Below are 11,269 nucleotides of genomic sequence, written 5' to 3'. Positions count from 1 at the left end.
ATCTGGAAGGCCTGGTTGGTGAAGCTGCCGTCGAGCAGATTTGTGCCGTTGAACGTGGTCTGTTCGGCCACGCGCTGGATTTCCTGCTTCAGCAACTGCACTTCGGCATTCAGCGCCTGGCGATCGGAAGAGGAGTTGGTGGCGCTGCGGGCCTGCACGGCCAGCTCGCGGATGCGCTGCAGGTTGTTGCCGACTTCGCCCAGCGCGCCTTCAGCAGTCTGCGCCAGCGAAATGCCGTCGTTGGCGTTGCGGGCAGCCTGGTTCAGGCCACGGATCTGGGTGGTGAAGCGCTCGGAGATCGCCAGGCCGGCCGCGTCATCCTTGGCGCTGTTGATGCGCAGGCCGGACGACAGGCGCTGGATGGAGGTGGCCAGCGAGTTGCTGCTGGTGGTCAGGTTGCGCTGAGCATTCAGCGACATCGTGTTGGTGTTGATGATCTGTGCCATGTTGCGTCTCCGTGGGTGCTCGATTCGGGTCGGGTGGGTCTGGCGCGGGATGCGCCCTGCGTGGATTCAGAGGAAGGGAAGGGGGATCAGCGGATCATGTTGAAGAGGGACATCGATTGCATCTGGCTGAAAATGGTCTGTGCAGCCTGGAGAGCGGCGCTCTCCAGCTTGTACTGGCCGATGGCATCGGCGTAGTCGAGGTCACGCATGGTCGACAGCGTGGATTTGACGGTGACAGCGGTGGATTCACGCGCACTGGCCGCGCTGTCGATGGCGGCCAGCTGGGCTCCGCCTTTGGCACGCGCATCGATCATGTTTTCCGATGCGCGGGTGATGTCGCGGATGCTGGACTGCAGGGTGTTCTGCAGTGCCGCGCGATCGCTGTCGGTCGACGGATCGGTTTCCAGCGCGCTGACCAGCTTGTCCAGGGTGGAGAAGATGTCGCGTGTCTCCGCATCGCCGACGTTGAACGCATCGCCGGCAGCGGGCTTGCCTTCGATACGAAGACGAACACCGGCGACCACGATGTCTTCCCCGGCAGCATGCGTGCCAGTGCCGACCACGGCGCCGCCGGCGTCCAGAACCTCGTAGGCGCCCTCACCGGCATCGGTGAAGTGCACGGTCAGCGAACCGCCTGCCCACGCGCCTGTGCCGTCGCGACTGACCGAGGTCAGCAGACCGCTGCCGGTGTTGCCGGCGCTCGCACTGGCATCCACCGTGCCATCGCCGGTGCGGATGCGCATGAAGATGTCGCTGCCGGGCAGGGCATCGGATACCAGTTGCCCGGGGGCGACCTCCACCTGTCGCTGGCTCTGGTCACCGGTGTAGCTGACACTGCCCCCGGTGAGCAGGAAGGGGGCGTCAGCATCGTTGTTTCCGCCGAAGAGGTAGCGGCCACTGCCGTCCTTGGAATTGGCCAGCGACAACAGGCTCTGCTGGATGGTCTTCAGCTCGCTGACGATGGCCTTCAGGTCGCTGCTCTTGGGCACCGGGCTGTTGGCCTGGATGCTCAGCTCGACCGCGCGCGACATCAGGTCGTTGACCTGCGCCAACGCGTTCTCCTGCATGCCGAGGCGGTTCTGGACGTTGTTGGCGTTCTTGCCCAACTGCTCCAGCCCGGCGACGACACGATCCAGGCCGACCGCAGCGCCGGCCGAGACCGGGTCGTCCTTGGCGGAGACGATCTTGCTCCCGGTGGCGATCTGGTTCTCCAGATGGTTCAGCTTGGCCTGCTTGGCCAGCATCAGCGAAACCGACTGGTTGAACATCATGCCGGTGGAGATGCGGTTGTTCATGAGCGTACGGCTCCCAGGATCGTCTGGAACATGGTGTCGGCGGTGGAGATCAGCTGCGATGCAGCCTGGTAAGCCTGTTGAAGGCGAAGCATGTCGGCCGCTTCCTCATCCAGGTTCACGCCGGATATCGAGTCGCGTGCGGCCTGGGCCTGATCGGTGATCACCTGCTGGGCCTGCAGCGAGTACTCGGCCGAGCGGGCGGCGGCGCCGACCTGGGTGGTCAAGCCGCCCAGCGCGCCGCTGAGCGTCACCGTGCCTGCGTTGAACGTTTTGGCGTCTTCGACTTTGGCCAGCAGCAGCGCATTGCTGTTGTCCGAAGAACCGGCCGGGGTCGGCCCGATGTTGAAGGTATCCCCCTGCTTGGGAGCACCGTCCAGCACGAAGCTCCAGCCGTTGGCGGTGATGGTCTGCCCGGCGGTGTAGGTGTTCGGGCCGACGCCATCGATCGTGTATTCGGTGGCACTGGTGAACACGATCGCCGCAGGATTACGCAGCGCCGGGTTGCCGGCATCGGTCACCTTGACCCCGGTGAGCTTGCCGGTGCCGGTGTTGGCCATCGCGGCGCTGCCCTTGATCGGCGCGGCGGCGGCAATGCGCGAGGTGTCGGTGATCGCCACTTCCATGCTGCCGGCCACGCCTGCGGTGGGCTGCAGCAGGAAGCGGTCGTCCTTGGCCGGCGTACCACTCATGACCAGGCTGACGCCATTGAGCACCAGCGGGTCGGCTGCGGTGCCGGTGCCGGTCATCGGGATCGTGGCGCCGGTGTCGGCGCGGGTGGCCTGCCACTGGGTGCCATCGAACTTCATCACAATGTTCTGGCCATCCAGCTTGGCGAGGTCGCCGAAGCTGGCGCTCATGCTGGCCGTGCCGGTGTTGCTGCTGTTGGCGGTGATGCGTGGGTTGCCGATGGCGAAGAAGTCGCCGCCCATGTTGCCGTACAGATCCGCGCCCTGGCGGTGGACGTCGTTGAAGCTGCTGGCCATGCCGATCGCCAGCTTGCCCAGCTCGGCCTGGGCCGGGGTCAGGACGGTATTGCGGAACTCCAGCAGGCCACCGATCTGGCCGCCGAGGGTCTTGCCATCAATGTTGATCTTCTGGCCTTGGCTCTCCAGCGCCAGCTGCAGCCGCTCGGGCTGGTACGGATCGGTGACGGTGGTGACCTTGGAGGCGGTGGTGCCCACCACCAGGGCCTGGCCGCCGGCGGTGTAGACATTCATGATGCCGCCGTCCTGCATCACCGCGTTGCCGCCGGTGTAGCCGACCAGGTTGGCGATCAGCTGGTCACGGCGATCGAGCAGGTCCGGGGCCGCCGTGGCGGCGTTGCTGCCGATGGAACCATTGAGCTGGGCGATCTCCTGGGCCAACCGGTTGATCTCGGTGGCGCCGGCGATGAGGCCGTTGTTGACCTCGCCATTGAGGTTGTTGAGCTGTGTATTGAGCTGCTGGAAGCGGTTGGCCAGCGTCTTGCCGCTGTCCAGCACGTTCTGCCGGTCGGCGCTGCCCGAGGCGTTGGATGAGAGTCCGCTGACCGAATCGAAGAAGTTCGACCAGACCCCGGCGACGTTGGTGGAGGCGTCGGAGAACATGGCATCGACCCGGTCGGCCATCGTGGACAACTGCTTCAGGCGCGCCAGCTCACCGCTGCCATCGAGCAGGCGCGAGATGGCCAGCTGGTCCGCCACGCGGCGGACATCGGTGATGCGGGTGCCATTGCCGACGTCGCCATACCCGTAGTTCTGCGGGTTGGCGGTGGCGAAGTCCACCTTCTGCCGGCTGTAGCCGGGCGTTTTGATGTTGGCGACGTTGTGGCTGGTGGTCGCCAGGGCCCGCTGGAAAGCGAGCAGGGCGCTTGTGCCGGTGGAGAGTACGCTGGACATGGGTTACCTCAACGACGGATGAAACCCAGCCCGGTCGGGCTGGCGGTGCTGGCAAAAGTGCGGCCCAGGCGCTCGCCGGCATCGCTCACCGCCGCGACGGCGCGCTCGATGGTCGGGCCGCCGGCGATCGCGGCGATCTTGGCCGCGTAGTTCGGGTCGGTGGCGTAGCCGGCGCGCTGCAGCCCCTGCGCAAAGCTGCGCACGTTGCTGCCGGCCTGCAGGGCGTTCTGGTAGCGCGGACTGGTCTTGAGCAGGCGCACGTAGTCGGCGAAGCTCTCGCCCACCGAGTTGTAGGCGCGGAAGCTCGCCGTCTCGTTGCGGCGCACACCGTTGACGTACTCGTGGGTGCCGCTGGTGGCGCGCTCACCCTGCCAGCCATTGGCCTTGATCCCGAACAGGTTGTGCGAGCTGTCACCGCCACTGCGGCGGACCAGCTTGCGGCCCCAGCCGGTTTCCAGCGCGGCCTGGGCGACCAGCGCCTTGGCATCCACGCCCAGTTCGCGCGCGGCCTGCTGCGCATGGCCCCAGATGCTGGCCACGAAGCCTTCCGGCGTGTGCGGGCCGAGCTCGGCGGCGGCTGTGTTGGCCGCCAGGGTATCGGCGGCGCTCGGGCCGGTGGCCGTAGTGCGGTTGACGCCGCTCCAGCGGTCATCGGCCATGGCCCAGTCGGCGCTGGCTGGATCGGTCACAGGGGTCGCCGCATAGGGATCGCTGCGGCCGATCGCCTCGTGCATCTGGCTGCTTTCACGGCCGGCAATCAGGTCCAGCGCGCGTTCCATCGGCTGCAGCACCGCGGACGGTGCATCGCCGTTCAACTGCTGCAGCAGGTCGACCTCGCGTGGCGCGGACGGCGCGGTGCTGGCCGGCAACGGCATGCCGGCGGCCGGTGCATTGAGTTGATAGGCACGCAGCGCCGCAGCCGGGTTGAGCGTGGTATCAACCGGCTTGGCCGTCTCGCCCTCGGCGCCGCCCAGCTGGCGCGCGATCATGCTCGACAGCCCCAGGCCGCGGCCGCGGGTCATCGCATCGGCGATCTTCTGGTCGTACATCTCGCGGAACATGGTGTTTTCGCCGGGGAACAGCGAATCACCGAAGCTCGCCTCGCGCATGCTCTTGATCAGCATCTGCGCGAACTGGCCTTCCAGCTGGCGGGCAACCTTGTCGACCTTGGCCGGGCTGTTGGGCTGGGCGGGATTGAGTTCCAGGGCCGGTTGGATGCGCATGTCAGATCACCTCGAGTTCGGCACTGAGCGCGCCGGCCTGCTTGAGGGCTTCCAGGATGGCGATCAGATCGCCCGGGGCCGCGCCCACGGCATTCACCGCGTGCACGATTTCATCCAGGGTGGTGCCGCCGTTGAACTTGAACATGCGGCTGCCATCGTTGGTCGCGGTGATGGTCGACTGCGGCGTCACCACGGTCTGGCCGCCACTGAACGCCCCCGGCTGGCTGACGTTGGCGTTCTCGTTGATGGTCACGGTCAGCGAGCCATGGGAGATCGCCGCAGCGCCCACGCGCACCTGCGCGCCGATCACCACCGTACCGGTACGCGAATTGACCACCACCTTGGCCGGCGCACTGCCGGGGGTCAGTTCCAGGTTTTCGATACGCGCCAGCAGGCCGATGCGCGCGCCCTGATCGGACGGCGCGTTGACCGCCACGGTGACGCCATCGATCGCGCGGGCGGCGCCTTCACCGAAGGCGGTGTTCAGTGCCGCCACCATCCGCGAGACCGTGGTGAAGTCGTTCTTGTGCAGGTTCAGGGTGATGTCGCCACCGCCGCTGAACACATCCGGCAGCGCACGCTCGACGGTAGCGCCGTTGGGAATACGCCCGACGCTGGGCACGTTGACCGACACGCGCGAGCCATCCTTGCCCTGCGCACCGAAGCCGCCGACGATCAGGTTGCCCTGGGCGATGGCGTAGACCTGCCCATCGGCACCGCGCAGCGGCGCCATCAGCAGCGAGCCGCCGCGCAGCGAGACCGCGTTGCCCACCGAGGAAACGGTGATGTCGATCGGCTGGCCGGGCTTGGCGAACGGCGGCAGCTCGGCATGGATGGCCACGGCCGCCACGTTCTTCAACTGCGGATTGACGTTGGCCGGCACGTTGACGCCCAGCTCGCCCAGCAGGTTCTTCAGGCTCTGCACCGTGAAGGGCGCCTGGCTGGTGCGGTCGCCGCTGCCATCCAGGCCGACCACCAGACCGTAGCCGACCAGCGCGTTGCCACGCACGCCGCCGACCTGGGCCAGGTCCTTGATGCGTTCGGCGGAGGCGGGCGCGACCAGCGCGAACACGGCCAGCAGTGCCAGCACGGCACGCATGGTGTGGAACGACGCCGCGCGTCGCTGCCGGAACGGGGAGGGGAAGAAGGTCATGTCAGGCTCAGTACGGCGCCAGCGCCGAGTTGAAGAAGCGGCTCAGCCAGCCCATCGCGTTGGATTGGGCGATCGCGCCGCGGCCGCCGTAGACGATGCGGGCATCGGCAACGCGGCTGGAGGGGATGGTGTTGTCCGGAAAGATGTCCGCCGCGCGCACGATGCCCTGCACCTGCACCAGCTCATCGCCCCGGTTCAGACGCAGGTTCTTGGCGCCCTGCACGACCAGGTTGCCGTTGGGCAGGCGCTGGATCACCGTGACGGTCACGCTGCCCTGCAGGCGGTTGCTCTGCGCGCTGGTGCCTTTACCAGTGAAGTCGCGCGAGCCGGCGGCGCTGGCACTGAGGATGTCCTTCCCGCCCAGCGTGACCGGCGCGCCGAAGATCGTCGGCGTGCCGATGCTCAGCTCCGATTCTTTCGAGGTGGAGGTGTTGGCGGTGGTCTGCGCGGTCGTGCTCTCGGTCAGCGTGATCGTGAGCAGGTCGCCCACATCGCGGGCGCGCCGGTCCGAGTAAAGCTGCAGGCCGGGGCCGGCGGCGTAGATCGCACCGGCCGTGGCCTGGGCCGAGGGCGGCATGATCGGTTCCACCGGCGCCATGGCCGGGTAGGGGCGGACATCGCCGGCGATCACGCAGCCACTCAGGGTGGCGACGATGACGGCGGCAGCGAGCAGGCGGAGGGTAGGGGCAAGACGCGACATGGCAGGTTCCCGGGTCGACCGATCAGACGTTCTGGTTGAGGTAGCCGAGCATGGCGTCGGTGGTGGAGATCGCCTTGGCGTTCATTTCGTAGGCGCGCTGGGTTTCGATCATCGAGACCAGTTCTTCCACCACGTTGACGTTGCTGCCTTCCAGTGCGCCCTGCACCACGGTGCCCAGGCCGTTCAGGCCGGGGTTGCCGTTCTGCGCCGGGCCGGAGGCGGTGGTTTCCAGGAACAGGTTTTCACCGCGCGCCTGCAGGCCCGCTGGATTGACGAAGTCGGTCAGGGTCAGCGCGCCGATTTCCACCGAGGCGGCGTCGTCGGCCATCTTCACGCTGATGGTGCCGTCGGTGCCGATGGTGAGCGACTGCGCGCCTTCGGGAATCTGGATGCCCGGCTGCACCGGGTAGCCGCTGTTGGTGACCAGCTCGCCATCCTGGTTGCGCTGGAACGAGCCATCGCGGGTATAGGCCGAGGAACCATCCGGCATCTGCACTTCAAAGAAGCCGCGGCCGTTGACCATCACATCCAGCGCGCGGCCGGTCTGCTGCTGGCTGCCCTGCTCGAAGTTCTTTGAGGTGGCGACCACGCGCACACCGGTGCCCAGCTGCAGGCCCGACGGCAACTGCGTCTGCGCCGAGGAAGCGCCGCCGGGCTGACGGACCTGCTGGTAAAGCAGATCTTCAAAGCTGGCACGGTCCTGCTTGAAACCGGTGGTGTTGGTGTTGGCGAGGTTGTTGGAAACCACCGACATGCGCGTCTGCTGCGCATCCAGTCCGGTCTTGCCGATCCACAATGCCTGGTTCATGGCGTCATTCCTGTGTTGTAGCGGGTGGCCGCGTGGTGCGGCCCTTGCGAAGGGCAATGCATGGCGCGTGCCAGAACCGCGCCGGGATTACGTCACGGCGCGCGGTCAACCGCCCAGCCGCAGCAGGCTGTTGGCGCTGCGTGCGTTGTCATCGCCGTGCTTGATGACCTTCACCTGCATTTCGTACTGGCGCTGCAGCTGGATCATCTGCACCAGCGCACCGGCCGCATCGACGTTGCTGCCTTCCAGCTGGCCGCTTTCCAGCGACTTGCCCTGGGCCTGCACGAAGGGTTGCTGCGGGTCGCTGTTGCGCATCAGCCCATCCAGGCCGCGTTCCAGCCGTGCGTCGTCGGCCTGCACCACGCGGATGCGGCCGATGTTGGCCATCGTCTGCGGGCCTTCGCCCAGCGGGATGATCGAGATCGTGCCGTCGTTGCCGATGTCCATCGCCTGGTGCGGCGGGATCGCGATCGGGTTGCCGTTCTCATCCAGCACCGGATGGCCGCCGGCGGTCACCAGCTGGCCATTGGGCGTGATCGACAGCGCCGCACCCCGGGTATACGCCTCGCCGCCATTGGCGCCCGGTGCCTGCACGGCCAGCCAGTTGCCGGCCTGCAGGGACAGATCCAGCGGGTTGCCGGTGATCTGCTGGGCGCCCATGCGCCGGTTGAAGCCGGCATCCACGTGCAGGGCATCCACGCGCGAGGCATAGCCGGTCCCCTTGATCGGGAAGGCCTCGGTGTTGGCGAGCGCCTCCTTGAAGCCGGGGGTATCGGTGTTGGCCAGGTTGTGCGACAGCGTGCCCTGCGCCTGCAGGGAGGCGCGTGCACCGGTCATCGCGACGTAGAGTGCCTTGTCCATCGGTGTAGTCCCGTGTTGCGGTCAGTGGCTCATCAACGCAGGTTGATGATGGTCTGGGTGATCTGGTCCTGCGTGGAGACCATCTGCGAGTTGGCCTGGAAGTTGCGCTGGGCGGTGATCATGTTGACCAGCTGCTCGGTCAGGTCGACCGTGGAGGCTTCCAGCGAACCGGCCTGGATCTTGCCCAGGTTTGAGCTGTCCGGCGCACCGGTGCGGGGCGTGCCCGAGGCGAAGCTTTCCGTCCACAGGTTGTTGCCCTTGGCTTCCAGGCCCTGTGCGTTGTTGAAGGTGGTCAGGGCGACCTGGCCCAGCGCCTTGTCATCGCCATTGGAGTAGCGGGCGTAGACGATGCCCTCTTCGGAGACGGTGATCTCGTTGAGCTTGCCTGCCGCATAGCCGTCCTGCTGGGTGTTGCGCAGCGCGAACTTCTCGCCGTACTGGGTCGAGCCGCTCAGGTTCAGCGACATCGACAGCACGCCGGCGCCGGTGGTCGGGGTGAACGGATCCATGACGATCTGGCCGTTGGCCGGGCTGGTCAACGCACCGCTGTCGGAGAACTGCAGCGTGGTCGGGGTCCCAGCGGCCTTGCCGTCCACGTAGTTGTAAACCTGCCACTCGTTCGGGTTTTCGGTCTTCACGAAGTAGGAGGTCTGGGTGTGGCTCACGCCCAGCGAGTCGTACACGGTGATGCCGCCGGTGGAGTGGTTGTAGCTGTTGGAGTCTGTCGGGTCGAAGGCGGCGACCGTCGGCTGCTTGGCGTTGGCCGGCAGGGTGAAGCTCACATCGACCTTGCCGGTCTGCCGCGGCGGGCTGTCGGTGGTCATCAGCTGCAGGTCGGTCAGGCGGCCGGCATCGAAGTTGGTGCCGTCCGCATTCGGGGCGAACACCTGCAGGCGCGCACCCTGCGGGTTGGTCACGTAGCCGGCCTGGTCGGTCTGGAAGTTGCCGGCGCGCGAGTACACGCGCTCACCGTTCATGGTCAGGGTGAAGAAACCTTCGCCGGAAATGGCCATGTCCAGGCTGCGCCCGGTCTGTTCGTTGTTGCCCTGCGAGAACTGCTGGGCCACGTTGGTCACCCGCACGCCGGAACCGACCGCGTTCTTTGACAGGCCATAACTGGTGGCCGAGAACAGATCGGCGAACTCCGCGCGCGACTGTTTGAAGCCGGTGGTGTTGACGTTGGCGATGTTGTTCGCGGTGACGTTCAGATCGGCATTGGCTGCGTTGATGCCGGACAACGAGACGTTGAAGCCCATGGGATGCTCCTGTGGATGCGGGTGAGGCGGCTCAGCTGATGCGGAGCACGTAGTCGATCGGGGCCGTGCCCAGACCCTTGAGGTTGAGGTACAGGCCGTCCGTGCCGACCGTGACGCTCTCCACCGGGGCCTGCACGTAGGTGTTGAGCTTGGTCTTGGTGCCGGCGGTATCGGTGTGCGAGGCGGCGATGGTGTAGGTGCCTTCGGCCATGCGGTTGCCGTTGGCATCCTTGCCGTCCCAATCGAAGGTGACTTCGCCGGAGGCCTTGGCTTCCACGCTGATCTGGTTGACCTTGACGCCGTTGGCATCGGTGATGTCCACGGTCACGAAGCCGGCGCCGGGCGCGGCGACCATGCCGGTCACATCGCCGTCCTTCTCCAGGGCCAGCTTTTCCGACGGCACCAGCACTTCGTGGCCCACCAAGGCCGCGCCGCGCAGGATCTGGTCGCTGGACATCGAATCCTGGAAGCCCTTGACCGTGTTGTTGAGGTCGGTGATGCCCTGGACCTGCGACAGCTGCGCCATCTGCGCGACCATCTGGGTGTTGTCCATCGGCTTGAGCGGATCCTGGTGCCGCAGCTGCTCGGTCATCAGGCGCATGAAATCGGCCTGGTCCAGGGTGCTCTTCTTCTTGCTGGTATCGCTGTTGGGCGCGTTCAGGCCCAGTGCGGTGTAGATGTCGCTGCTGTTCTGGCCGACGCCGGTGGTGCTGCTCATGGGAGGGGATTCCTGCGGTTAGAGGGTCAGCGACCCATGGTCAGCGTGGCCAGCGCCAGTTCCTTGGCGGTGGTCAGCATTTCCACGCCCGCCTGGTAATTGCGCGAGGTGGAGATCAGGTTGACCATCTGCGCGACCGGGTCCACGTCCGGCTGGTAGATGTAGCCATCGGCATCGGCCAGCGGGTGGCCCGGCTCGTAGCGCTGGATCGGCGCGGCGTTGCTCTGGCTGATCTCCTTGACCTGCACCGTGGTGATGTTCGGATCGTTGCGGCTGGTCACCGACTGGAAGATCGGCTCCAGCGGCTTGTAGACCGCATCGGCCGAGCCGGCGACGGTGTCGGCATTGGAGAGGTTGGAGGCGATGGTGCTCATGCGCACGGACTGCGCCTGCAGCGCGGACCCGGCGATGTCGAAGATGGGCAGATTGCTCATGGCTTACTGCCCCGTGATCGCGGTGAGCATGGAGCGCACCTTGGATTCGACGAAGCTCAGCGAGGCGCGGTACTCCAGCGCGGCGCGGCCATAGGCGGCACGTTCTGCATCCGGGTCGACGGTGTTGCCGTCGATGCTCGGCTGCACGCCTTCCTTGGCGATCTGGAACGGGTTCAATCCGTTGCCGATCTCATAATGCTGTTCGTTGGTGGTCCTCATCAGACCGTTGGCATCCAGCCCCTGGGCATTGCGCAGGGCGGCATCGAAGTCCAGGTCCTGGGCCTTGTACCCGGGGGTGTCGGCGTTGCTCAGGTTGCTGGCGATCAGCTTCATCCGCTGCTCGCGCAACGGCATGGCCTGGGCGTGGACACCCAGATAGTTCGAAATCAGATTGGGCATGACGCACTCCCACGGGACGATGCCTGGGGCAGTGCAAGCGGCGTGCCATAGGGGCGGCAGAAGAGAGGGGCCAGTGCCCGGCGGCATCATTCACGCCGG

11 protein-coding genes and 1 pseudogene are annotated in these 11,269 nt (G+C 66.4%); all 12 read right to left on the bottom strand.

Annotated features, from left to right (window positions below; genetic code table 11):
- Positions 1-446, bottom strand: a pseudogene (locus HMPREF3113_RS18925) (flagellin); the annotation flags it as partial.
- Between the two features lie 86 nt (positions 447-532).
- Positions 533-1,741, bottom strand: a complete 1,209-nt coding sequence (gene flgL / locus HMPREF3113_RS07155) for a flagellar hook-associated protein FlgL (protein ID WP_019184785.1) — start codon at positions 1,739-1,741, stop codon at positions 533-535.
- Complete coding sequence (flgK, locus tag HMPREF3113_RS07150; RefSeq protein WP_070471597.1) at positions 1,738-3,618, bottom strand: flagellar hook-associated protein FlgK; 1,881 nt, start codon at positions 3,616-3,618, stop codon at positions 1,738-1,740. The genes flgL and flgK overlap by 4 nt, the downstream gene beginning before the upstream one ends.
- An 8-nt stretch (positions 3,619-3,626) precedes the next feature.
- Complete coding sequence (flgJ, locus tag HMPREF3113_RS07145; RefSeq protein ID WP_070471596.1) at positions 3,627-4,841, bottom strand: flagellar assembly peptidoglycan hydrolase FlgJ; 1,215 nt, start codon at positions 4,839-4,841, stop codon at positions 3,627-3,629.
- Position 4,842: 1 nt separating this feature from the next.
- Positions 4,843-5,940, bottom strand: coding sequence for a flagellar basal body P-ring protein FlgI (locus HMPREF3113_RS07140; protein WP_175440335.1), 1,098 nt, complete (start codon positions 5,938-5,940; stop codon positions 4,843-4,845).
- Positions 5,941-6,001: 61 nt separating this feature from the next.
- Entirely contained in the window at positions 6,002-6,694 is a 693-nt protein-coding gene (gene flgH, locus HMPREF3113_RS07135) for a flagellar basal body L-ring protein FlgH (protein WP_070471594.1), read from the bottom strand.
- 22 nt (positions 6,695-6,716) lie between these two features.
- A complete protein-coding gene (flgG, locus tag HMPREF3113_RS07130; protein WP_070471593.1) occupies positions 6,717-7,502 on the bottom strand; it encodes a flagellar basal-body rod protein FlgG in 786 nt (261 codons plus the stop codon).
- Between the two features lie 105 nt (positions 7,503-7,607).
- A complete protein-coding gene (locus HMPREF3113_RS07125; RefSeq protein ID WP_070471592.1) occupies positions 7,608-8,363 on the bottom strand; it encodes a flagellar basal body rod protein FlgF in 756 nt (251 codons plus the stop codon).
- Between the two features lie 32 nt (positions 8,364-8,395).
- Positions 8,396-9,619: a flagellar hook protein FlgE gene (flgE, locus tag HMPREF3113_RS07120; protein WP_070471591.1), complete on the bottom strand. Its 1,224-nt coding sequence runs from the start codon at positions 9,617-9,619 to the stop codon at positions 8,396-8,398.
- A gap of 31 nt (positions 9,620-9,650) precedes the next feature.
- Complete coding sequence (locus HMPREF3113_RS07115; protein ID WP_019184777.1) at positions 9,651-10,337, bottom strand: flagellar hook assembly protein FlgD; 687 nt, start codon at positions 10,335-10,337, stop codon at positions 9,651-9,653.
- Between the two features lie 26 nt (positions 10,338-10,363).
- Positions 10,364-10,771, bottom strand: coding sequence for a flagellar basal body rod protein FlgC (gene flgC, locus HMPREF3113_RS07110; RefSeq protein WP_019184776.1), 408 nt, complete (start codon positions 10,769-10,771; stop codon positions 10,364-10,366).
- 3 nt (positions 10,772-10,774) lie between these two features.
- Complete coding sequence (gene flgB / locus HMPREF3113_RS07105) at positions 10,775-11,170, bottom strand: flagellar basal body rod protein FlgB (RefSeq protein WP_019184775.1); 396 nt, start codon at positions 11,168-11,170, stop codon at positions 10,775-10,777.
- Positions 11,171-11,269: the final 99 nt, after the last annotated feature.

The sequence above is a fragment of the Stenotrophomonas sp. HMSC10F06 genome (assembly GCF_001807865.1).
GTDB lineage: Bacteria > Pseudomonadota > Gammaproteobacteria > Xanthomonadales > Xanthomonadaceae > Stenotrophomonas > Stenotrophomonas bentonitica_A.
Note: the sequence above shows the minus strand (reverse complement) of the source record. Positions and strands in the feature narration are given on the sequence as shown.

Bases quoted from the DNA above. Each gene is read 5' to 3' on its own strand.
- flgL (WP_019184785.1), bottom strand. From the start codon at position 1,741: ATGAACAACCGCATCTCCACCGGCATGATGTTCAACCAGTCGGTTTCG.
- flgE (WP_070471591.1), bottom strand. From the start codon at position 9,619: ATGGGCTTCAACGTCTCGTTGTCCGGCATCAACGCAGCCAATGCCGAT.
- flgC (WP_019184776.1), bottom strand. From the start codon at position 10,771: ATGAGCAATCTGCCCATCTTCGACATCGCCGGGTCCGCGCTGCAGGCG.
- flgH (WP_070471594.1), bottom strand. From the start codon at position 6,694: ATGTCGCGTCTTGCCCCTACCCTCCGCCTGCTCGCTGCCGCCGTCATC.
- flgB (WP_019184775.1), bottom strand. From the start codon at position 11,170: ATGCCCAATCTGATTTCGAACTATCTGGGTGTCCACGCCCAGGCCATG.
- HMPREF3113_RS07115 (WP_019184777.1), bottom strand. From the start codon at position 10,337: ATGAGCAGCACCACCGGCGTCGGCCAGAACAGCAGCGACATCTACACC.
- HMPREF3113_RS07125 (WP_070471592.1), bottom strand. From the start codon at position 8,363: ATGGACAAGGCACTCTACGTCGCGATGACCGGTGCACGCGCCTCCCTG.
- HMPREF3113_RS07140 (WP_175440335.1), bottom strand. From the start codon at position 5,940: ATGCGTGCCGTGCTGGCACTGCTGGCCGTGTTCGCGCTGGTCGCGCCC.
- flgJ (WP_070471596.1), bottom strand. From the start codon at position 4,841: ATGCGCATCCAACCGGCCCTGGAACTCAATCCCGCCCAGCCCAACAGC.
- flgG (WP_070471593.1), bottom strand. From the start codon at position 7,502: ATGAACCAGGCATTGTGGATCGGCAAGACCGGACTGGATGCGCAGCAG.
- flgK (WP_070471597.1), bottom strand. From the start codon at position 3,618: ATGTCCAGCGTACTCTCCACCGGCACAAGCGCCCTGCTCGCTTTCCAG.